The organism is Gammaproteobacteria bacterium (assembly GCA_037388465.1).
Taxonomy (GTDB): domain Bacteria; phylum Pseudomonadota; class Gammaproteobacteria; order SpSt-1174; family SpSt-1174; genus JARRKE01.
The window spans coordinates 45,466-67,991 of record JARRKE010000001.1 but is presented as its reverse complement, the minus strand read 5'-3'; the positions used below and the strand labels follow the sequence as shown (position 1 = coordinate 67,991).

22 protein-coding genes are annotated in these 22,526 nt (G+C 62.5%); 7 read left to right on the top strand and 15 right to left on the bottom strand.

The genetic code is table 11. The features are described 5' to 3' along the window. Positions 1 to 31 precede the first annotated feature (31 nt). The 4 genes from P8Y64_00305 to P8Y64_00290 are packed head-to-tail and all read right to left on the bottom strand — an operon-like array spanning position 32 to position 4,100. Complete coding sequence (locus tag P8Y64_00305) at positions 32 to 673, bottom strand: hypothetical protein (GenBank protein MEJ2058916.1); 642 nt, start codon at positions 671 to 673, stop codon at positions 32 to 34. Then, the gene (pabB, locus tag P8Y64_00300; GenBank protein ID MEJ2058915.1) at positions 660 to 2,057 is read right to left on the bottom strand and encodes an aminodeoxychorismate synthase component I; all 1,398 of its coding nucleotides are present in this window, start codon (positions 2,055 to 2,057) and stop codon (positions 660 to 662) included. The genes P8Y64_00305 and pabB overlap by 14 nt, the downstream gene beginning before the upstream one ends. Then, the gene (locus P8Y64_00295; protein ID MEJ2058914.1) at positions 2,054 to 3,106 is read right to left on the bottom strand and encodes a hydantoinase/oxoprolinase family protein; all 1,053 of its coding nucleotides are present in this window, start codon (positions 3,104 to 3,106) and stop codon (positions 2,054 to 2,056) included. Before P8Y64_00295 ends, pabB begins: the two co-directional genes overlap by 4 nt. Beyond that, positions 3,096 to 4,100: an ATP-grasp domain-containing protein gene (locus tag P8Y64_00290; protein MEJ2058913.1), complete on the bottom strand. Its 1,005-nt coding sequence runs from the start codon at positions 4,098 to 4,100 to the stop codon at positions 3,096 to 3,098. The genes P8Y64_00295 and P8Y64_00290 overlap by 11 nt, the downstream gene beginning before the upstream one ends. Here P8Y64_00290 and P8Y64_00285 point away from each other — a divergent pair. Beyond that, the gene (locus P8Y64_00285; GenBank protein MEJ2058912.1) at positions 4,077 to 4,814 is read left to right on the top strand and encodes a HisA/HisF-related TIM barrel protein; all 738 of its coding nucleotides are present in this window, start codon (positions 4,077 to 4,079) and stop codon (positions 4,812 to 4,814) included. The genes P8Y64_00290 and P8Y64_00285 overlap by 24 nt on opposite strands. Here the strand turns inward: P8Y64_00285 and P8Y64_00280 are convergent. From P8Y64_00280 to P8Y64_00245, 8 genes are all read right to left on the bottom strand, one after another. Beyond that, positions 4,805 to 6,037, bottom strand: a complete 1,233-nt coding sequence (locus P8Y64_00280) for a 6-carboxytetrahydropterin synthase (GenBank protein MEJ2058911.1) — start codon at positions 6,035 to 6,037, stop codon at positions 4,805 to 4,807. The genes P8Y64_00285 and P8Y64_00280 overlap by 10 nt on opposite strands. 82 nt (positions 6,038 to 6,119) lie before the next feature. Further along, a complete protein-coding gene (fae, locus tag P8Y64_00275; protein MEJ2058910.1) occupies positions 6,120 to 6,629 on the bottom strand; it encodes a formaldehyde-activating enzyme in 510 nt (169 codons plus the stop codon). 23 nt (positions 6,630 to 6,652) lie between these two features. After that, positions 6,653 to 7,567 carry a triphosphoribosyl-dephospho-CoA synthase gene (locus tag P8Y64_00270; protein MEJ2058909.1) on the bottom strand — a complete coding sequence of 305 codons (915 nt, stop codon included), beginning with the start codon at positions 7,565 to 7,567 and terminating at the stop codon, positions 6,653 to 6,655. Continuing rightward, complete coding sequence (locus P8Y64_00265; GenBank protein MEJ2058908.1) at positions 7,564 to 8,478, bottom strand: RimK family alpha-L-glutamate ligase; 915 nt, start codon at positions 8,476 to 8,478, stop codon at positions 7,564 to 7,566. The genes P8Y64_00270 and P8Y64_00265 overlap by 4 nt, the downstream gene beginning before the upstream one ends. After that, on the bottom strand, positions 8,475 to 9,470 hold the full coding sequence (mch, locus tag P8Y64_00260) for a methenyltetrahydromethanopterin cyclohydrolase (protein ID MEJ2058907.1): 996 nt from the start codon (positions 9,468 to 9,470) through the stop codon (positions 8,475 to 8,477). The genes P8Y64_00265 and mch overlap by 4 nt, the downstream gene beginning before the upstream one ends. Positions 9,471 to 9,478: 8 nt before the next feature. After that, positions 9,479 to 10,639 carry an ATP-grasp domain-containing protein gene (locus P8Y64_00255; protein ID MEJ2058906.1) on the bottom strand — a complete coding sequence of 387 codons (1,161 nt, stop codon included), beginning with the start codon at positions 10,637 to 10,639 and terminating at the stop codon, positions 9,479 to 9,481. Further along, entirely contained in the window at positions 10,629 to 11,528 is a 900-nt protein-coding gene (locus tag P8Y64_00250) for a methylenetetrahydromethanopterin dehydrogenase (protein ID MEJ2058905.1), read from the bottom strand. The genes P8Y64_00255 and P8Y64_00250 overlap by 11 nt, the downstream gene beginning before the upstream one ends. Positions 11,529 to 11,556: 28 nt before the next feature. Further along, entirely contained in the window at positions 11,557 to 12,579 is a 1,023-nt protein-coding gene (locus tag P8Y64_00245; protein MEJ2058904.1) for a GHMP kinase, read from the bottom strand. A gap of 271 nt (positions 12,580 to 12,850) precedes the next feature. Between P8Y64_00245 and P8Y64_00240 the strand changes: the two genes are divergently transcribed. The 5 genes from P8Y64_00240 to P8Y64_00220 all read left to right on the top strand — a co-directional run bounded on the left by P8Y64_00240 (position 12,851) and on the right by P8Y64_00220 (position 19,748). After that, positions 12,851 to 14,158 (top strand): formylmethanofuran dehydrogenase subunit B, encoded by a 1,308-nt coding sequence (locus P8Y64_00240; GenBank protein MEJ2058903.1) that lies wholly within the window; start codon positions 12,851 to 12,853, stop codon positions 14,156 to 14,158. Continuing rightward, positions 14,152 to 15,819: a formylmethanofuran dehydrogenase subunit A gene (locus tag P8Y64_00235; GenBank protein ID MEJ2058902.1), complete on the top strand. Its 1,668-nt coding sequence runs from the start codon at positions 14,152 to 14,154 to the stop codon at positions 15,817 to 15,819. The genes P8Y64_00240 and P8Y64_00235 overlap by 7 nt, the downstream gene beginning before the upstream one ends. Continuing rightward, positions 15,816 to 16,709: a formylmethanofuran--tetrahydromethanopterin N-formyltransferase gene (gene fhcD / locus P8Y64_00230; protein MEJ2058901.1), complete on the top strand. Its 894-nt coding sequence runs from the start codon at positions 15,816 to 15,818 to the stop codon at positions 16,707 to 16,709. The genes P8Y64_00235 and fhcD overlap by 4 nt, the downstream gene beginning before the upstream one ends. Continuing rightward, positions 16,706 to 17,521, top strand: coding sequence for a formylmethanofuran dehydrogenase subunit C (locus P8Y64_00225; GenBank protein MEJ2058900.1), 816 nt, complete (start codon positions 16,706 to 16,708; stop codon positions 17,519 to 17,521). Before fhcD ends, P8Y64_00225 begins: the two co-directional genes overlap by 4 nt. A gap of 118 nt (positions 17,522 to 17,639) precedes the next feature. Further along, the gene (locus tag P8Y64_00220; protein ID MEJ2058899.1) at positions 17,640 to 19,748 is read left to right on the top strand and encodes a TonB-dependent receptor; all 2,109 of its coding nucleotides are present in this window, start codon (positions 17,640 to 17,642) and stop codon (positions 19,746 to 19,748) included. A gap of 104 nt (positions 19,749 to 19,852) precedes the next feature. Here P8Y64_00220 and P8Y64_00215 read toward each other — a convergent pair whose 3' ends face one another. From P8Y64_00215 to P8Y64_00205, 3 genes are all read right to left on the bottom strand, one after another. Further along, complete coding sequence (locus tag P8Y64_00215; GenBank protein MEJ2058898.1) at positions 19,853 to 20,137, bottom strand: TonB family protein; 285 nt, start codon at positions 20,135 to 20,137, stop codon at positions 19,853 to 19,855. A 415-nt stretch (positions 20,138 to 20,552) separates the two neighbouring features. Then, positions 20,553 to 20,963, bottom strand: a complete 411-nt coding sequence (locus P8Y64_00210) for a biopolymer transporter ExbD (GenBank protein MEJ2058897.1) — start codon at positions 20,961 to 20,963, stop codon at positions 20,553 to 20,555. Next, complete coding sequence (locus P8Y64_00205) at positions 20,964 to 21,644, bottom strand: MotA/TolQ/ExbB proton channel family protein (GenBank protein ID MEJ2058896.1); 681 nt, start codon at positions 21,642 to 21,644, stop codon at positions 20,964 to 20,966. A gap of 549 nt (positions 21,645 to 22,193) precedes the next feature. On the opposite strand from P8Y64_00205, the gene P8Y64_00200 reads away from it, so the two are divergent. Next, positions 22,194 to 22,502 (top strand): EthD family reductase, encoded by a 309-nt coding sequence (locus P8Y64_00200; GenBank protein MEJ2058895.1) that lies wholly within the window; start codon positions 22,194 to 22,196, stop codon positions 22,500 to 22,502. Positions 22,503 to 22,526: the final 24 nt, after the last annotated feature.

Below are 22,526 nucleotides of genomic sequence, written 5' to 3'. Positions count from 1 at the left end.
CGGTCAGCACGGTTCAACAGCCGGTTAGGGCTTACGAGACCGTTTCCGCCATCGGATGCGCCATATCGCCGACCAGGCGCACGCCCGGATCGCATTCGGCACGCAGGGCCCGCACCAGCCGCCCGCTATCGTCAGGGCCACACAGCCAGCTGGCAAATCGGTCGTCGTCGACAAACGCCTCAAAGGCGCCGTCCACCACGCCCAGCGTCTGCATCGCCCTGTATGAAACCGAATCGCCCGCAGGACGTACGGACTTGACCAGTACCAGACGGGTCGCACCCAGCTTGCGGGCCAGCCAGGCGGACAGGCTGTCCGAGGTAACCGCCCAGCTCGCCGGCAGGGACTGTTCGGCCAGCACCATGCGGGCCGGCAGCCATATGCAGGCCTCATCCCGACCGTCGGTCTCGAACTGGTCAAGAGAGCTTGCCGTCTTCAACTGCGGGCACATGGCCTGCAGCATGAGACCGTACTGCTCCATCGCCAGCACGGCCATGCGATGGGCCGCCAGTTCATTGAAACACCAGCGGGACTGCGCTGCGCGCACCTCGTCGGCAAACGGACCGCCGCCCGGCACGATGACCACACGGCCCGCACCGTACTGCGCGAGTGCGTCCAGCCATGCCGGCAACCGGGCGTCATGGGCCAGGCTGCCGCCCAGTTTAATAACCCACATGTCCGACTCCCCGGCGTTGCGAATCGCCGCCTCCCAACAGGGCCAGCAGCGCGGCGCCCTTGTCGAAGGTCTCCTGATATTCCGCCTCCAGCTCGGAATCGGCGACGATGCCGCCCCCCGCCCAGAAACGCGCCGTACCGGCGGAATGCACCAGGGTGCGAATGGCGATATTGGTATCCATGGCGCCGTCGAAACCGACGTAGCCGACGGCACCGCAATACACGCCGCGCCGATGCGGTTCGAGTTCCTCGATAATCTGCATGGCACGCAGCTTCGGCGCCCCGGTAATCGAACCGCCGGGGAAGCAGGCTCGCAGCAGGTCGACGGCATGCTGCCGCCCCGCCAGCCTGCCGGTGACGGTGCTGACCAGGTGATGCACGGTCGCGAAGCTTTCCAGATCGAACAGTTTGGGTACCCGTACCGAACCCGGTGTACAGCACTTGCCGATATCGTTGCGCAGCAGATCCACGATCATCAGATTCTCGGCCCGGTCCTTGGTACTGGCGCACAAGGCCTGTGCCAGGGCCCGGTCCTCCACTGGATCATCGCTGCGCCCGCGCGTGCCCTTGATGGGTTTGGTGGTCACGATGCCGTCACGGACCTGCAAAAACCGCTCCGGCGAAGCGCTCAATACCTGCGCGGCCGGCGTGTTCAGATAGGCGGCGAAAGGTGCCGGATTGGTGCGGCGCAGACGCCGGTATCCTTCCCAGGGGTCGCCCCGCACAGGTGCACAGAAACGCTGCGCGAGATTCACCTGATAGCAGTCGCCCTCGCGAATGTAATGTTTGATGCGCCGGAAGGCATGCCCGTAGTCCTCGAACGACATGTTCGAACGCACCGGGCTGACGACCTGAAACGATGCACGGCCTGTCGATGCCGTCAAGCGGGTCAGAAAGTCTTCGTACAGGCGCACCGAATGCGGATCGCGGTTCTGGGACACCACATAGCTGCGCCGTGCCTGATGATCCACCACCACGGCCCAGTCGTAGATGCCCACGGCCATCTGCGGCATGTGTTCCGCATCGATGCCTGTCTCGGGAAGACGCTCGATGCGGCGCGCCAGGTCGTAACCGAAATAGCCGATGGCGCCGCCGCAGAACGGCAGCCCGGCAACACTTGGCGCTTTCGCCCCGAGCTGCTCGCGCAACAGCGTGAAGGGGTCTTCGGGCGACAGGATGGAGCCGGCATGGGAGCGGATTTCCGTGACCGCGCCGCGTGTCGTCAATGTGGCAACCGGGTCGCAGGCCAGTATGTCGTAGCGCCCCTGGTCCGTATGCGGCCGCCCGCTGTCCAGGAAGACGGCCCAGGGGCGGTCAGCGATGGCATCGAACAGCTCACTGCTGTCCGGACGATAAGGCAATTCCAGCAGGGTGGGCAGGCTCATGCCGCCGCCTCCAGCTGGGCCAGGCAGGCCACCGCAACGGCCGGTGCGCAATCGGCGGCATCCTCGCGGCCTGCGATACGCTCGGCATCAATCAGGGTACAAAAATCCACATACGGACGCCGCAAGCGCGTGGCGAGCGTGCGCACCAAAAATCGCCCGACGCCCGCCCCCACCAGCGGCGCGCCGGCCGGCAACGCCGTGTTCGCAAGCACCTTTTCGCAGGCATCCTGAAAACGCTGCAATTGGCATTCGGCGAGATAGGCCGCCGTCGCCAGCCAGGGTTCGAGCCGGTTGCCCTCCAGGTCGCAGCCGACCATGCGCGCCAGACGCCTTGCGCTGGCCAGCGATGTCTTGTCACCGCGATCGGCGCTCGGCAGCTTGTCGGCATGCTCGGTGAGACGGCTCAACAATCTGTAAACATCGGCCGCGGTGGCGAAATGCTCCGCCATCAGCGGTACCCATGCACCGTCAACCGGCACCCGCCGGGCCATGGCCATCACCGGTGTACGTACCACGCCGGCATACACCAGCTCACCGTTGATCAGCCGTTCGTGATCGCTAAATCCCGCGGCCTGCACCTGGTTATCGTAAAACGGCACGATATCCGTCGTGGTGCTCCCCACGTCCACCAGCAGGCCCGCATCGAGACGCCGTGCAAGCAAGGACGCGGTAGCACACCAGTTGGCCGAGGCGACCTGATCGCTATGCCCGATCGCCTCCCGCGGCCCTAGGAAGCCGTGTCGGCCGGCGTACACCCGTAGGCGCTGCGCCGGTACGTGACGGCACATCACATCGACCAGCCGGCGCACGCCGTCTTCGCGCGTCGGGAACAGATCCACCAGCTCGCCGGTCATGGTAACGGCATGATCGAACGCCATGCCACGTGTGATATCCAGTGCCCGCAGCGCGGCATCATCGAAGTGCTGCATACCCATCCACAAGGGACAGCCCAGCTGACAGATCACGGTGATCCGACCCTGCCTGTCCGCCACGGCCACTTTCAGATGAGCGCCGCCCAGGTCCCATCCCAGCACCGGCTCAGGGCACATAATGGACCTCCAGATTCACCGTCACCGGCATGCGCCCCGCCGCAACCTCGGCAACCGGCCATTGCTTGTCATCCAGCAAGCCCAGCACCAGTTCGGCGGCATTCATCCCCAACGAATTGGTCAGTCCCACATAGGACAGGGTCAGGCGTGGATTGACTTCCAATACCAGCGGACCGTCATCCGTGAGCAGGAGATCCACGCCGACATAGCCCCACAGTCCCGGCATTGCAGCCGCGATATCCGCCGCGAGCGGCGCCGCGTACTCGCCCCAGGCAGAGGGATCATTGACCACGCAACCCAACAGACAAAACGCCTCGTTGATCACGGCCACCTGCTGGCGATTGCAGGCCAGCAGCAATGCCTGACCGTTGCTGCACAACATGCTTAGACTCACCGCTGGCCCCACCACATACGGCTGCGCCACGTACTGGACCGCCTGGTCCAGTTCGGCGAGTGTCGAGGGCAGTTCTTCGCTGCTGTAGACGATATGCGTCTCCACGCAACCCGCCCCGTCGTCCGGCTTGAGCACCCAACGGCTGTATCGCGCGGAGATATACTGGTTCGCGTCAAAGGTCGGCACCACAGGAACACCGTGCTCCGCCAGCCTGCTGGTGGTATTCAGCTTGCTCGATGCAATCCGTACCGCCGGCGGGCGGCTGTTCAGCAACACCCCGCCATTGCTCTGGATTTGTTCACTGATGCGTTCCAGCACACCGCAGGCTTCGGGCGCGATCGGCCACACGGCGTCGCTTTCCATCATGCACAGCTGCAGCACCTCATCCTTTTGCTGCAGGTCGCAGATGCTTGCGACGTCGGCAGGCAGATCGATCGCCGGCAGCCGTTCATCCCTGGTCGTCACCACTTCCACGCCGGCATCGACCAGATCGGTCACCAGCGCACGCAGCATGATGTCCCCTTCATGCGCCAGGGATGCCGGAATGGCTTGGCCCGCCAGTCCACCGCCAGTAATATGTTCGTATACAAAGACTCGCACATCTGCGCCTTGGAACTGATACCTGTCATCGATGTTATGAATGGGCATGCCGTACACGCCCAAGGTGGCAAGGCACGTTCAGACTACAGGCCCCTGCACACCCCCTTATGTCGCGACAGCGACCCCCTCGCGGTCGCCGACGCATTTCTTGCCCTGCATCCTTTTCGTACGATGTATGTCGCCGACCTCGATGCCATTACGGGCAACGGCGACAACTTTCGGATCATTCAAAACCTGCGCCACCGTCACCCCGCATTGCAGTTGTGGGTGGACGCGGGGATCCAAGATCGGGACGACTACCAGCGCCTGCAGGAAAACGAACTCGGCGTCGCGGTGATCGGCAGCGAGACACTGCGCGACACGTCTCTGTTGCAGCAAATCGGCACGCCGCTTCACGACGGCACCGTACTGTCCCTCGATTTCCGCGGGCAGACCTTCCTCGGTCCGGACGGCCTGGACACCACCCCCGGGCTGTGGCCCCGAAAACTGATCCTGATGACCCTCGCCCGGGTCGGGGGTCTGCAAGGACCGGCCATGTCGCGGGTAAAGCGCACAGTCGACCTTGCCCCGGAACACCGGATATACGCAGCCGGTGGCGTGCGCGACGCTGCCGATCTGCAACAACTGCAGGCCGCGGGTGCCAGCGGCGTGCTGCTCGCCAGCGCACTGCACAGCGGTCGTCTCGACAGCCCACATCTCGATGCCTACCGTTGATCGACCGCCCGCAGGGCGGGCGGCGACACGGGCCGGATCAGCCCGCGCAACGACGAGGTACCCAGCGTGCGGTCCGTAAAATGTCGCTGCAATGCGCTGGGACCCCGGCGCTGGAATTCGGCAAGGTCCGGTCCGCTGTAGATACACCATGACTGGGTGGTCTCGAACAACTGCAGTTCCTGCAGCCCCGGCAGATAGTCGATCAACTGCTCCCAGATGAACACGCACAACATCTCGGTACTCGAACGCCAGGCGAGTTCGGGTGCGGCATAGTTCAGCATGTGGTGATCGAAACGGTCGACAACACGCCGATTCACCACCCGTTTGAGATATCCGTAGTCGACGACGCAACCCGTCACCGGATCGATCCGATCGTGAACCTTGACGTGCAGAACATATCGCCCGCCATGGAGATTGGAACATTTCGCCGGGTGATCGGTAATGAAATGTGCGGCGTCGAAAACCAATTCCTTGACCACCGTCGCGCTGGGCGACTGGCTGGCAAAGCGCTCGGCCACGCCCGGCATGGCCGCCAGCCGATCAGCAAGCAGCTCCAGCAGACGACCGGTGTCCGCTGCGGTAAGGGTACGCAGCAAAACAGTTTGCCCGCCGCCGCTATCCAGCTCGACGAGCCTGATGTCATACTGACCGAGCAACTCATCGCACACCAATGTGCCATCCGATGGATTGTGAAGCTCCAGAAACAGATAATCGCGCTGCAGAATCGCCGCATGTGCCACGCACACGGCCAGCACATCCAGCAGGTCGGGCGGTGGCACCGGACAGCCCGGATACCCATCCGCCCGCCGCAAATTGGCACTGGGCGTCAGCAGGTGATTGCGCGCAACAATGCGGTGCGCCCCGTCGCCGTAGTCATAGTCCTGGCGAAAACAGAATCCGTATTCGCGCAGCCACGACAAATCCCACAGCAGTAGATCCAGGGTACGGACTTCACCTGCAACCACCGTGAGGTCGCCTTCCTCTGCGACCCGGCCGGCCATCCGCAATCCCTGCAACACGGCGCGTGCCTGATTGGAGGGATAACGTACCGGTACCGGGCACTCGGGCGCACACTGTGATGCCGCCACCTGATCCGGACTGACCAGATGGTCCAGAGGCAATCCGTAGCGAACGGCATACTCCTGCAGCGTCAAGCCACAGCAGACCAGCAGGTGAGCGGAATCAATCCTTTCCAGTTCTGCCTCGCATTCCATACATTTCATGGCGCACCTCCAGTCCTTCGTACGACAGCTAAGGGTGATTGCTCCGGATCATCCGGGGCAATCACCCAGCGGCTGCTACGCATTACGCATGCGCAGCGAACGGATGCGATTCAGTCTTGCGATTGATGACTTCGGTCGCCGACGGCGTTCCCGCAACTGCCCGTTTGATCGCCTGCTTTGTTGCTTCGTAATTGAAGTCCTGAATCTTCGCGTCATCCTTGGCCAACCAGTGGATAAACACGCCGACACAGATGAACAAATCATCGGCCTCGCCAGCCGGTATCGTTCCATCTTCCACACAATCGGTCACGGCCATGGCTACAGCACGCTGTGCGGGACCGAACATCTGCGTCGCCTGTTCGCCGTTCTTGATGGTCACCTTGTTGAACATCACGGTGTTCGGCTTAGCGGCCAGATTCGGCGCCACCACGGCAAGCAGGCTGGTAAAACCATCCTTGTTGTTGGTGAGCGCATTGCAAAACGCCGTTTCGGCGGCACTGCCGCGAGGACCCAAGATCAAATCAACATGAGCTATCTCGTTTCCTTCTCCCACCAGGGACTCTCCGACCATTACCTTGTTGATGACTGTCATTTTGCTACTCCTTACGGTGGTAGTTACGTGAATTGGTACCGTCTGGAGACGGTCCCTCTGCTAGGTGCGGAGCCGACCGTCGCTTGCCCGCCCATCAACTCTTCCAGGCGTACCGCAAGCAGGGTCGCAACCGTCAGATCCGCTGTAGTGCCCGGATTGATGCCTGCGTGTTTGAACTGCGCGTCCAGTTCTTCCAGATGTGGCAGAAACTGTTCGGGCGCGTCCGACCGACACATTGCACCTTCCAGGCGCGCGGCTTTAGCACTCACCTCCCTGGCCAATGCCTTGCCGTATTTGCGGGCGACGTGGGTATCGGGGGCGCGTTTCAGCAAACCCAGGAAGACCCCAACCGCCGCCCATGACTCGTCGTACCCGCGGAGACGCAAAGCGCGCATCCGCGGCACCGAATATTCGAAGATGTCCTTAAACAGACTGACGTACTGAAAAGCGATCCGGTCGCGCCTGGCTGCCGGCCACATCGCCTCCACCAGACTGCAATGCGGTTCGGCGTAAACATCGTGGCGTGCCGCCGCCCCCAGTCCCGCCGGGGACGCGAGCCGGATGGCGCGGTAAACCCATTGCGTATCGGATTCGCCCGCCTGATCGAGCACGCGCCCGAGATTCCGACGCAGATCGTTTCCGGCATCCGCCAGCATCGCCTGCATCAGCGGCGCACAAAGCAGCACGATGCCCAGGTTCGTGTTGCAGCCCACCGTTTGATGGGTATCCGCGATCGCACGGTAGATACGCAGGCCGAGCCCTGCCTCGCGGCTTGCCAGGGCGTCAGCGCTCGCCTGCGCACTCGAACGGAAATCGCTTACTGTCATGCCGTGCCCGGCGCTGAAAATGCTGACGTTGCCGGGCTTGAACGCCTGCAGTTCGACAGCGCAGGCCTCCAGATAGGCCTCGCGCACGGCTGCGCCGGAGACCGCGTTCATCCCACCACCTCCAGCGGTTTGCCACCGGCCATCTGCGCCAGGAAATCATCCGCCAATGCCTGGGCGATATCCGGGCGGCAGACGCCTTGCAGCGCCTTCCAGGCGGGAATGCTGTTGAGCTCGATCAGCCACCACCGCCCTTCGACGTCCTGCAGCAGATCCACACCGGCGTACTGCATATCCACCGCGGCCACCGCCGCTTCCGCCAGGGAAGACATGGTCTCGTCGAGCACGGCCGCCTGGCCGCGCGCACCCTGGGCGACGTTGCTGACCCACGTGTTCCCGTCCCGGCGCATCGCCGCCACGGCCTGCCCACCGATAACGAAGACGCGCCAGTCGTGCCAATGGCCTTCGCCGCTGTCGATATAACGCTGCAGGTAATACACGCCGTTGTAGTCGTCACTCCCGGGCAGGTTATCGCCCGGTTCGATGCGTGCGATGCCTTTGCCCTGGGAACCGAACAGGGGCTTGCAGATCAGCGCATGACCCGCCATATGCTCTTTACGTATGACCGCCCCGGCGGATTCTGGATCGCGCATCACCCAGGTGGGGGGTACCGGCAGGCCGGCTCGGGCGAGCAGCAGGTTGGTCACGGCCTTGTCGACACTGCGTTCGATAGCCCGGCCATCGTTGTATACGGGTACGCCGACGGCCTGCAGCGCATGAAGCACGTTCAAATGGAATATCACCTCCTCCAACGTGCCGCCGGGCACGCCGCGCACGAACACACCGTCCGGCAATCCCGATTCAAAACCGGGGATATGCACCATCGGCGACTCGGTACCCGTTTCCAGCCGGCACGCAGACAAAGAGACGAAGCGGGTGTCGCAGCCACGTGCCGCGAACGCCTTGCGCAAGCGTGCGCCGTGCCAGCCCGGATTGTCGGTGAAGATGACGATCCGCCGTTTCATGCGCCGCCTCCGAACGACTGTTCCAGCAGACGTGCATCCACATTGCCGGCCCGGAAGCTCCGGCCGCTGTCCAACGCGCTCACGTTCACCGCCGCGGGACTGAACAACATGGGATCGATCTGGAAGAAATCGTAGTCGTAGGACTTGAACACCTCCGCAAAAGGCCGGCCGTAATCCTTGGACCGGCCGGACGGGAGTGCCTGCGCCAGGGAATGCGCCGCCTCGTCGTCGCCGTGCACATAGAGCTGCACACGTCCCGCGAACAGGATGGCGTCGTTGGTGCGCCCCATGGCCTGCACGAAATCCGGCGCCGGAGGCGGCAACGGTGCGCTGCCCACGCCGTCGGCGATGCGGTCCAAGGGAAAATCCAGGGCATGCACCTTGTGCAGCGCCACCTCCAGCACACGCGCCACCACCTGCACCGTGCCGGCCAGGCTGCGTGTCGGCGTGAGGATCAATGTCAGTGCCGAAGCGGCGATCCCGCAGTCGGCGGCGATCTTGTCCACCAGCGGCAAGGGCGGCCGGCGGTCAACCTCCAGTACCAGACAGCCGGCGTCGGCCCGGTCGCGGTATTGCAGTTCCTCGAACAGGGTTTCCTTGACCGACAGCGCACGCGCCGGCCCCGAGCCCAGGGCATGAAACGCCTCCTTACCCTCGCCGTGGCTCAGACTCCACCCTGCATACTGGCTGCCGAGACAGGCGAGCACGGGCGATGCGGTATGTACCGTCACGCCCACCGGCCAGCTCTCGGTTTCGCCGTTGGACAGCCTCACGCTGCCCAATCCGCCGAGGCAGATCTCCGCGATGCGCCTGCCCGCTTCCAGCCCGCCGCGCACATCGATACCGGCATCCACCAGGGTGCAGCCGTTATCCATCTGCGCCACCGACAGGCCAAGCTGCGGCGCGTCACGCACCAGCGACTCGACCAGCGGCGCAGCCAGGGCGTTCACGCTCACCGCACCGGCGAAAGATTGCAGCGCAGCGCCTTGCATACCGCCGGTCACGGCAGCACCTCCGCCAAAAGGGAATCCATGGACGTCCAGCGGGTGAGCAGGCCGATCAGCGCCGTACAGCGTGCGGCCAGCCGGTCCGTCACGGCACGCAACCGCGTGCCGGCGGCATGGACGGTGCACACCGGTTCACCGGCGCGAATGTAACGCCGGGGCTGCGGCAGATCCCGGCACCAAAGCGGCCATTGGCGGTCCGTTCCGATGCGCATGTCGCGCTGGGCGTAAATCACGCGATAGGCACGCAGACGACGCGGCAGACAGACACGGCCCGCCGGTAGGCTGCCGGCACAGGCCCGGACATGCAGCGACACCAGCCCGACATCGGTGTCCGGATCGTAAAGCTCCAGGGTCGCGCACGGCCGGGGATTGAGTTCCAGCACCTGACAGCCCGACGCCGAAGCGATGAAATCCATGCCGTTGATGCCTTTCAATCCAAACGTGCGGACCAGTGCCGCCACGTAGCCGATGACCGTCGTCCGTTCCCGATGGTCAAGCGTCGCGTGATTGATGGCTCCGCCATAACGGTACGGCATACGCGGATTGTTCTTGTCGTTCCACAGGGAATTGAAGCCGATGATCTGCGCCCGCCGTCCGTCGGCCAGAAACAGAACGGACATGGGTTGTCCGTCCACCTCGCGTTGAAACAGACATCCCGGCGGCGGTGTTTCACCTTCCAACCAGGGATGCACGTGGGTACCGCCATCGGCACGGGGATTCTTGACCAGCCAGCCCGACATACCCGGCTGCGTGAAACACACCTGCGGATGAGGAATCTTCAATTCGTCGAGCTGAGAAAAAAATGTCTCGGGATCCTTAACGTTGCGTACAACCTGCGCATCGTTGCCCGCTATCGAGAATCCACAGTCGTTCACACGCTGCAGCAGTTCCGGCTGACTTTCGAACCCGCTGCCGTACACCACGACGCCGGGACCGGAAGCCGACCTGAGCGCAATCAGATCCCGGCCCAACGCTTCACCGTCGATACCGTGACGCGATAGGCGCAACGACAGGCAGCGCCTGGCATGGGTGCGGGTTTCCCGGTCGCCGAAAAAATCGAACACGTCGGGACGTGCACCGCCACGCGCCGCCGATGCCGCCAGCGCGCGCGCCGACGTGGATATCAGGCACAATCTTTCAGAACTAGCCCGCATATTTCGCCGCCGCCTCGTATGCCTGCGCGAATCCCAGATATTGCGGCTCGTCGGCTTCACGCATCTGGCACAACATGTCGTACTGGATCTTGTACTTCACATTGCCGACCGCGAGCGCACCTACGCCTACGGCATCGCTGATCGACCCCTGTATGGGGACACCGTCGTCCTGTACGCCGACGCCTTCGATGCCTGCCGGGGGCACGGCATTCACATCTGCGGCGACCTTCAACTGCGTCGCGCCTGCAACCAGCGCCGCCGACAGAATCTGCACACCGGCCTTGGCCGTCGAGAACACCACTTGTGTATCTCTCAGCAAGGCGCGCTTGTGGTCGTCATCGGCGCTGTTGGCGGCCTCCAGCGTTACGCCGTAACGCTCGCCGCATAAAGCCACCGCATGTTGCGCCGCATCCATACCAAGGTGACTGGCCAGCTTCACACGCGCACCCTCGCGCGCCGCGAGTACGGCCACGATGGTACCGACCGGACCGGTGCCGAATACCACCGCGTTCGCACCGGCAAGGACTTGTCGGTGAATTTGCGCCAGGTGTTTCTTCACCACGGCGACCATCGCCGCCGCTGTGGTAAAAGCACCGCTCGGATCGGCGAAAACCGAGACCTCGAACGGCGGCACCATGGCCTGGCGGGCCACTTCCAGCATATCGACGGCCAGATGCACGTCGCGTCCGCCAAGATACATGCCGGTACGCCGCGCACCCTTGGGCCCGCGCGAAAAAATCGCGTCCTGCACAAGTCCGGTCACATCCTCCAGACCGACCCCTGTATAGGGTGTTACGGCATTCCAGCCCGCGTCGTAAGCCAGATTGACGTCAAACGGACTGACGTTGACGGTAGGTGTCAGCATGTGAAGCAGATAGGGCTTCTCCATATTTGATTTGGTCCCTGAGTCGTTAATATCAGGCGGTGGAGCGGGCGTGCCGCACCACCGCCGATTCGTAATGCCAAACCCGGCTGCCGGTGTTGCGCGCACTCAATGCCAGGAACTCCAATGAGTCGTTGCCCGAAAAATGTCGCCGGGCGTCATCAATCAGCGCATGCGCACGCGCTTCACCGTCCACCAGACAAAAACCGGTGGGCCCCCAGGAACTCTGCCCCAGTCCAACGGCCCCCTCTTCGCTCAACCAATGAATTGCGTCAGCCACCTCAGGACTGGTGAAACAACCACCCTGGGCCGGTGCGAAGTAATCGCCTACCCGCGCCTGGATCTCGCTTACGCCGGCACCGAAACCATCCAGATCCGCTTCTGCAAGCGCAGGCAGGACCTGCATCAGCACCACACGACTGAGATGAGCAGCCAACGCGTCCGGAAACGGCGGCAGCGCCTCGAATGCGGCGGACTCACTGTTGCCGTGCAACCCCTGACCGCGGCGGTCCAGTACCAGCAGCACCCACCAGCTGGCGGGCACATCCATGCGGGAAATCAGTGGCGGCGGCGCATGGGAATCCGGCGAACGTCCGCCGTCCACGAGAAAACCGCCATCCTGAAAAGCACCGATACCGATACCCGAACGGGCGCCTCGCTCGGTGTAACAGGCAATATCCCGTGCGTCCGTACCAACGTCATAAAGACTGGCGAGCGCAGCACCCACCGCTAAAGACAACTGCGTGCCGGACCCGAGACCGACGTGTTCCGGAATCCCCTGCTCGATATCAAGATGAACGCCGCCGGGAAGACGCCAGGCCTGTGCCAGTCGCCGCGCGCATTCGGCCGCACGCGCGCCGCCCGGTCCCGTAGCCTGAATGGAACGGGAAGTGACGGCGCAAAGCCGTATACCCATTCCCTCAAGCGTCATACCCAGACTGCCGAAGCGACGGCCCAATCCGCCGTTGAGATCGATAAATCCCATGTGCAGGCGAGCCGGTGCTTCAACCCATACATACCCGGTTGCGGAGTCCGAATTGTGAGAAATCTTCTCCATGACAGCCTCATAGCAACTAGCATGCCATTGAGATTTTCAGCGTTGTCACGGCCACTTGCGTCAATAACGCCGGTTCACTGCCCCAGTCCTGTAACAGAGTGTCACCCGCCCACCTCAAGCGGGTGACAAGGTGAACTGCAACGGTACTGCCGATCTTTCAGATCACACGTATACGCGATCAAAAACGCGTCTGAATAAGGCTTTCAACGCGCGTGGCACGATCTCTGCTTTCCATGTGACTGCCCATCCGGGACCCACCCGGCAGAGGCATTTGTATGTCACTTTGGAGCCATTGATGTCTGTCAGTGAGAAGTCACTCACCCACGAGCACGTGCCCTGTCCTTTTTGTGGATTGCTTTGCGATGATCTGCAGATACGTATCGCCAATGGCGATATAAAGATCATTGCCGGCGGCTGTACGCGCAGCGAAAACGGATTTGCAACCACGGGAGATGATTCACCACGAATCGCCGGTGAGACCGTTACGCTGGACCTGGCCATTAATCACGCTGCGGAACTTCTGGGTAACGCACGACGACCGTTGATCGGCGGCCTGGAGACGGATGTACGCGGAATGCGTGCAGCGCTGGCACTGGCCGACCGCATCGGTGCCGCACTCGATCACACGCACGGTGAAAATCTGCAGCGCAATCTACGGGTGCTTCAGGACCGTGGCTGGATCACCACGACGTTGAGTGAAGTGCGCAACCGCGCCGATCTTATCGTCGTTCTCGGCAGCGCCCTGTTTACCAGCTTCCCGCGACTCGTCGAACGGATTTTCGCCCCGCCGACCACCATGGTGGACGACGCCCTGCAGAATCGCCGGCTGATCGTACTGGGTGGTCGCTCTGACTGGCCCGTGCCTGAAACACAGATACCGCTGGAGTACATACCGGCGCCCATGGAAAGCATGGGCGAGATCGTATCCGTACTCCGCTGCCTGATCGACGAACGGCCCATACAGGCCGCCACCGTGGCCGGGATGAACATCGATTCATTGCAGCCGCTGGCCGAACGGATACGCCAGGCTTCGTATGGCGTGATGATCTGGTCGACCGGTGCTCTCAAAGGCGATCATCCCGATCTCACGGTGCAATGCATTAGCGAATTAATCACAGACCTTAATCGCGAACAACGTTTCGCCGGCCTGCCGTTGGCCGCAGGTGACGGCGACGTTTCGGCATATCAGGCCTGCACCTGGCAAACCGGTTATCCCTTGCGCGTGGACCTTGCGAGCGGTAAGCCGGTCTACGATCCGTATCATCTTTCCACTGCCCGTGCATTGGCCGACGGCGCCGATGCGTTGCTGTGGGTTTCCAGCTTCGACACGACGCACGAACCGCCCGACACGACGGTGCCGACCGTGGTGCTGGGTCGCAACGGCATGCAGATGACCAGGGAGCCGGAAGTCTTCATTCCCGTCGGCGTTCCCGGCCTGAACCACGCGGGCACCGTATTTCGCGGCGATGCAGTGGTGTCCCTGCCCCTGCGCCAGCTGGTCGATTCATCGCTACCGGCAGCCGCCGAAGTCGTGCAGGCAATCCGCACCCGGATCGAATCACAGGAGGTCCCATGCTGATCCGACTTGCGGGCGGTACCCTGTACGATCCCGCCCACCATATCAACGGCGAGATACGCGATCTTTATGTCCGCGATGGCTACATCGTGGATCCCGAACCCGACGCGCAGGTGGACCAGACTTACGACCTGCGCGGCAAGGTGGTCATGGCGGGCGCCATCGACATTCACACCCACATCGGCGGCGGCAAGGTGAACATCGCGCGCGCCATGCTTCCCGAGGATCATGCCGCGGCGCCCGTCGCACGTTCGGCATTCACCCGCAGCGGCAGCGGCCACGCGGCACCGTCAACGCTCACCACCGGTTATCGCTACGCGCAAATGGGTTACACCGCCTGCTTCGAACCGGCGGTCCTGCCCTCCAACGCCCGTCAGGCGCATCTTGAGCTGGGCGACACGCCTATGGTGGACAAGGGCGGCTACGCGATGCTGGGCAGCGACGAACTGCTGCTGCACATGATGCAGACGGGCGCCGACCAGTCGGCCATCAACGACTACGTCGCGTGGACACTACAGGCGAGCCAGTGCCTGGGAATCAAGGTCGTCAATCCGGGCGGTATCAGCGCCTTCAAGTTCAATCAGCGCGAACTGGATCTGGATGAAGAGGCCGCGCATCACGGCATTACCCCACGCGACATCGTGCGCACCCTCACCCGCGCGGTACACGACCTGGGCATAGCCCATCCCCTGCATGTGCACGCCAGCAACCTGGGCGTGCCGGGCAATTTCACCAGCACCCTGCAAACCATGGAGGCCGCCGAAGGCCTGCCCATTCATCTCACCCACATCCAGTTCCACAGTTACGGCACAGAGGGCAAGCGCAGATTCTCCTCGTCCGCCGCCGAGATCGCCGAAGCGGTCAACCGCATGCCCAACGTCAGCATGGATGTAGGGCAAATCATGTTCGGACAGACAGTCACCGCATCCGGCGACACCATGCATCAATACGCCAATCATCGCCATGCACATCCGCACAAATGGATGTGCATGGACATCGAATGCGACGCAGGCTGCGGCGTCGTGCCGTTCCGATATCGGGACAAGAACTTCGTCAATGCGCTGCAATGGGCTATCGGGCTGGAACTTTTCCTGAGCGTCGACGACCCGTGGCGCGTGTTTCTCACCACCGATCATCCCAACGGCGCACCCTTCACCAGTTATCCGCATCTCGTGCGCCTGCTCATGGACCGCAGCTTTCGAAATGACATGCTGGAACAGATACATCCCGCCGCTGCCGCTCACAGTCGCCTGGGCAGCCTGGACCGCGAATACGATCTGTACGAAATCGCGGTCATGACGCGTGCCGGTCCCGCCCGTGTGCTGGGCCTGGAAGATCATGGTCACCTGGGTGCCGGTGCGGTGGCCGACATCACCGTCTACACCCCGGACGCCGACCGCGAGCGCATGTTCGGAACGCCCGCGTATGTCTTCAAGGACGGTGAATTGATCGTGCGCGACGGCGAACTGGAAAAGGTTGTCTGGGGTCGGACCCACACCGTCCACCCCGACTACGACCCGTCCATTTCCAAACAACTGCGCCGCTACTTCGAACGCTTTCAGACGGTGCGCATGGAAAACTTCATGATCGGTGCCGACGAGTTTTCCAACGACGGGCACGGTGAGCTGGTCGTTCATCACGGCCGCGGGAGAAACGACACGTGATCCGCAACGGCGTCGCCATCGACGATACCTTCGCCGAGGCCTTCGACATGAAGGCCACGCGCGTGGTCATCACAGCACTCAACCGCAAATGGGCCGAACAGGCCGCCCGCACCATGACCGGATTTGCCACCTCCGTTATCGGCTGTGGTATCGAAGCCGGCATCGAGCAGGCCCTGGAATCCGACCAGACGCCGGACGGGCGACCGGGCGTATCCGTCCTGATCTTCGCCATGTCGGGTGATGATCTCGCAAAACACCTGGAGCGGCGCGTCGGTCAATGCGTACTCACCGCTCCCACCAGCGCAATCTACGCCGGCATGGACGGCAAGCCGGTGAATCTGGGACGCAACCTGCGTTATTTCGGCGACGGCTATCAGATCTCGAAACAGATCGAAGGGCGGCGCTACTGGCGCGTACCGGTGATGGACGGCGAATTCCTGTGCGAAGAGACCACCGGCCGCCAGGATGCCATCGGCGGCGGCAACCTGCTGGTACTGGCCGCCGACCTGGACGGCGCACTGTATGCCTGCGAGCAGGCAGTCGCCGCCATAGGCGCCGCACCGAACGTGATCATGCCCTTTCCCGGCGGCATCGTACGCTCCGGCTCGAAGGTGGGCTCCAAGTATCCGGCCGTCCCCGCATCCACCAATGACGCCTATTGTCCGACATTGCGCGGCGTCGCCGCCAGCCGGCTGGGTCCGGACATCGGTGCGGTACTGGAAATCGTCATCAACGGCCTGACCGATGCCGACCTGCGCCAGGCCATGGCCACCGGCATCGCAACCGTGTGTGAACTCGGCGAGCGCCATGGCGTGAAACGAATCTCGGCCGGCAACTACGGCGGCCAGCTGGGACGCCATCACTATCACCTGCGGGAGCTTGTCTCATGAGCAAGGTGACCTTGACCTTGCGCGAGGCGCCCGCTCAACGGATCGACGTCAGCAGCCTGAGCCTTCCCAGGCTGATCAGCCTCAGCGCGATGCAAATCAGCGCCCTTCCCCTGCATCTGGGCAATCACACCGTTGATGTCGGCGAACTCTTCGACGTGGCCGTGACCTCGTCCGACGAACCGGTGCTGGTGGTAAACAACAGCTCCAGCCGGCTGGACGGACTCGCAGCGGGGACCGTAGAGGGCAACGTGGAGGTGTTCGGCAACGCCGGCGCCTATCTCGCCAGTGACATGACCGGCGGCCGGGTTGTGGTACGCGGCGACTGCGGCGCCTATGCGGGAACTGGGATGGCTGCGGGACAGCTGCATGTGCACGGATCGGCCGGTGACTATCTGGCGGCCGCCCTGCCCGGCCGAGCGCACGGACTGCAGGGCGGCACGATCGTGATCGACGGCGACGCCGGCACACGCGCCGCCGATCGCATGCGCCGCGGCTTGCTGCTCATCGGCGGCGATGTGGGAAACCACTGCGCCTCGCGCATGATCGCCGGTTCGGTATCGGTGCTGGGCAGGGTGGGCGGTGGTGCCGGTTTCGCCATGCGCCGCGGCACCCTGCTACTGAACGAACTTCCCGAATCCCTGCCGGCGACCTTCAACCGGACGGGCACGCATGACCTGACTTTTATAAACCTCTGGCGCAAACGCATCGCCCAGGCCGGGTACACCGAACACGCCCGTATCGGACACGACATCCAACGCTGGGTCGGTGACCGGGCCGTTGGAGGCCTGGGAGAAATATTGCTATGGCGCTGAAACCAAATCCCAAAAAACGATACGGCCAAAGCAGCACGCTTAATGCCGCAACGTGATGACGCAACACCGATCCTGACACCAACATAACGAAATGACTGACAAAGGAAGGAGATGTTCCATGACGGGCCCGACCGACAGTATGCTAGCGACGCCCTGTGCGCTAACCGTGCCTTACCGCCCCCGCCTGCTCGTGGCGCTGCTGCTGGCGGCCACCGCCGGCACCGCGACCGCAGCAGACAACACCGTGCCGCTCAGCCCCATCGTGGTTACGGCGACGCGTGTCCCTCAATCCAGCTACGACCTGCCGGTGTCGATCAGCAGCGTGAACCAGACCCAGATTCAGGAAGCACAGCCGATGGTGAACCTGTCGGAAAGCCTGGCGCGCGTTCCCGGCCTTGTCGCACAGGACCGGCAGAACTATGCCCAGGGGTTGCAGATTTCATCGCGGGGTTTCGGAGCCCGTACGCCGTTTGGCATCCGTGGTGTACGCATGATCGTCGACGGCATACCCGCCACCATGCCGGACGGCCAGGGCTATTCGGCCATTTTCGATCTCGGCTCGGCACAGCGCATCGAGGTGCTGCGTGGCCCGTTCTCGGCCCTGTACGGTAATGCCTCCGGCGGTGTGATCCAGGTCTTCACGCAGGACGGACCGCCCCGTCCCACCCTTACACCCAGCTTCTGGGTGGGCAGCTTCAACTCCTATCGCGCGGGTCTTAAATTCGGCGGCCAGGTGGGAAAACTCAATTACATGACGGACCTGTCGCACTTCAGCACCGACGGCTATCGGGATCACAGCAAGGCCAGCCGCGACCAGTTCAACGGAAAATTCCGCTACCAGGCAAGCGACAAAACCAGCGTGACCCTGCTGGTGGACACCCTGGACCAGCCTAACGTCCAGGACCCGCTCGGCCTTACGCGCAGCGAATACGAGAGTGACCCGACCCAGGCCGTACCGGTCGCCTACACCTTCAACTCGCGCAAGACGTTGCGTCACTGGCAAACCGGCGTGGTCATCAAGCACAAAATCGATGCACACAATGCCATACGCCTGCTCGGATACGGCGGCAACCGCCGCGTGCAGCAGTTCTTGCCGTTTACCGGCAGCTTCGGCCTGTCTTCCGGCGGCGTCGTGGACCTGCATCGCAGCTTCGCCGGCACCGATGCGCGCTGGACGCATCAGGGCACATTGATGCAATCGCCCTTCACCTGGGTCGCCGGGGTGAACTACGGCACCATGACCGACCTTCGCAAGGGTTACGTAAACGATTACGGCAGCATCGGCGTGCTGCGACGCGATGAAAATGATGTCGCATACAACGTCGATGAATACCTGCAGGGCGAATGGCAGTTCACCAAACGCTGGTCGGCGACCGTCGGCGTGCGCCACAGCATGGTCCACTTCGACTCCAAGGATCACTTCATCACCACCACGAATCCCAACGACAGCGGCTACGTCAGCTACTCACACACCAGTCCGGTCGTAGGCATCCTCTACAAACTGCGTCCGCGCCTGCATCTCTATGCCAACTACGGGCAAGGTTTCGAAACCCCCACGTTCTCGCAGCTGGCCTACAAACCCAGCGGTGGATCCGGCCTGAACTTCGACCTCAAGCCCTCGACCAGCCGCAACTACGAAGTGGGCATCAAGAGCTTCGCCACCCTGAATACGGAATTGAAGCTGGCCGCGTTCCACATCCATACCGTGGACGAGATCGTGGTTGCCCAGTCGGTGGGCGGCAGGACCAGTTACAAGAACGACGGCGCCACCAATCGCGATGGGGCGGAACTCAGTATCGACAGCCACCTGCGCCATCATATCGACGCCTATCTGGCCTACAGCTACCTCCACGCCCGTTTCGAGGACGGCGCCATCAAGGGAAACCAGCTACCGGGCGCGCCCGCCACCAACGTGTACGCACAACTGGGCTGGCATGATCCCAACAGCGGGTTCTATACCATGCTGGACGGCCAGCTGCGCAGCAAGGTGTACGTGAACGACCAGAACTCGGATGCGGCGGACGGCTACGGCGTCATGGACTGGGCGGCCGGTCTCAAGCAATCCCCGGCGGAGCGGGTGAGCTTCAATGAATTCGTACGCGTGAACAATTTATTGGACAAAAAGTATGTCGGCGCCGTCATCATCGCCGATCATAATCATCGCTACTTCGAACCGGCGCCGGGACGCAACTACATGATTGGCGTGACCGCACAGGCCAGCTTCTGAAAAACGCGATATAAGCAAACCGGTCGATTCTTATGCATGACACTGCATCGACAACGCATCTGCAAAGCAATCCTTGATGCCAGTGTCCTGCTTCGTTTACCGCCTTAACCGTTGAAGTGAAAGCGCAGCCAGATCCTGAATTTCAGGATCTGGCCGTTCAACGCCGCAGGTGCAGCCGGCAGGCTGGCATGACGCACCGCGTTCAGTGCGGCCTGATCGAGAATCGGCGAACCGCTCGAACGGACCACCCGCACATGGCGGGCAGCACCATCCTGATATTCGAATCCCACTTCGGTCGCCCCTTCGATGGACATGACCTGTGCAGCACGTGGATAGTGCACGGCACTTTTCACTGCGGAACGGACCGCATCCTTGAACGTGACGGTCATGCGTGCCAGGGTCTGAGGCGACGGCCTGGCCGCATGGACGGCTGGCGCCGGGGGTGCAGGCGGTGCCGGTGCGGGTTTCTGCACCGCCTTCGGCACGGGTTTGGGTGCCTTGAGGTGTTTTACCGCCGGCGGCGGATTGGAATGATGGTGCGTTATCGGTTTGGGATGATGCACCCTGTGATGAACCTTGGGATGTTGCCTGGGCGGCTCGGGGGCTGGTTTGGGTATATGGGGTGCCGCCGGCTGCAAGCGTGCCAATGTCACCGTGAACGGAACCGGCGTCGGTGCTGGTATGTGCGGTTCACGTTGCGGAACGAGGCGCAACGCCGTGACGGTGAACAGGCTTTCAATCAACAGCGCAACGGCGAAGGCCTGCGGGATGGAAAGTTCACGTGGCCGACACGGATGGTACCGGTTACCCGGCATTGTTGGCTGCACCCACGGGACGCGCAGCAATCCCGATATGCGTCATGCCCGCCTCGCGGCAGGCGTCCAGAACCCGCAACATCATTTGTACGGTGGCGTTTTTCGCACCCGCGATGGTAACGGTCGTTTTGGCCGGATCGCGGCCTTTCAGCCATTGCGCCAGCTCGGGCGGCGTCATGACCTGGCCATGAACGCGCACGCTCCCGTCAGCCAGCAAGGAAACGACCACCGAGGGTCGCGGCATGATCTTCGCCGTCTCGCTGCTCGGCAGTTGAGAACCGATGCCGCTGGCCGGAATCATCCTAAAAGTGACCATCATGAACACCACCAGCAGGAACAGCATAATGTCGATCATGGGGATGATTTCCACACGCCCCTTGCGTTCGTCGAAGTAGCGCATCTAAAAAGCCCCCCCATCGGTTCCGTTACGCAGGGACAGCGAAGCCGTCTGCGGTGCGGCGATCGGTGTTTCGGCCAGCCGGTTTTCCAGCATCAGCTTCACCGTTTCCAGGTGATGAACCACCAGACGCACGCGCTTTTGCAGTCCGTTGAAACAAACCAGACCGATGATGGCGACCACCAGGCCGGCAGCCGTGGCGATCAGCGCCTCGGCGACACCACCCGTTACCTGGGTGGGTACCGCGCTCAGGTTTCCCAGCGCCTTGAAAGAAGAGAAAATGCCGATAATGGTCCCCAGCAGGCCCAGCAGGGGACCCAGCGTAACGGCGGTATCCAGCAGCCACAGGCCACGGTCCACCTTGGGAATCTGCAGCATGAGCGCTTCATCCAGGGTCACCGACAATGAGTTGCCGGACTGCTTTCCCGCCGCAGTTTTCGCAATCTCCAGCAGAGCGCCGTAAGGGGAACGCCCGTATCGCTCCAGCAACGCATCCAGAGCGGGCGCATTGAGACTGGGCACGGCGCTCAACTGCGCGCACAGGGCGTTACCTGTACGTGCCGCCCAGGTCAGTGCCCAGCTGCGCTCGACGATCACGGTCAGCGCAATAAGCGACAGCACGCCTATCACATAAAGAATGCCGCCCGACATGCTCGCCACGTATTCCACCGTCTGCAGGGTCATCCACGCCTCCTGTAATTGAACAGGCCCGGAACAGGCTGCGTCCCTGACACCTTCCGGACAGCAATGCGACATTCGCCGACACATCCTCTGCCATCAGCAACCACGGCCACAACGGATGCATCGGTGATCTACTCACTGTTATGCAGGTGTAGGGGCAATGTTCGTGCCAAAGCACTTGGTATCCATACAGTCCCGCTGCATACGCGACAGGGGATCGTTTTGAAGGACAAGACAGCGTCGACGGCGACCGGTATACGATTCCGGATACGATTTACGGCCGTTGCCTTCACGAACACACCTCCCGGGAGTAGCACAGTGTGTCAATTCCGGGACATCGCCCACGCCAGGATCTGCAGCGGCAAATGATCCCGCCCACAGTCCGGAAACCGATTCCGACGATCCACCTCTGAGCGGCACAGTACTTGCCTTACAGGAGAGTGAAGCTCTGCACGAGCCGGGAACGTCCGCCATCACCCGCGGGCACTGACAACCTGTCCAGTGCAGGCCATCTTGTTTATCTGTCCGCACTCAACCAAGGAGCATCGATCCATGGCGACATTAATGGTTCTGTATCACACGCCCGAAGACCCGGCGGCATTCGACACACACTATGACGACGTCCACATCCCGCTGGCGAAAAACATCCCCGGTTTGCGCGCTTATGAAATCAGCGATGGCACGGTCAGCACACCCGATGGTCCCGCCCCCTATCATCTGATCGCCGAGCTGTCGTTCGACTCGGTGGATGCGATCAAGGCCGGACTGGGCTCCAAGGAAGGCGGCACTGCCGTGGCCGATCTCGCCAATTTCGCCACCGGCGGTGCAACCGTGTTGATCTACGATACGAAAGACGCGTAGATGCCGCCCCGCACGGGGGGGAGC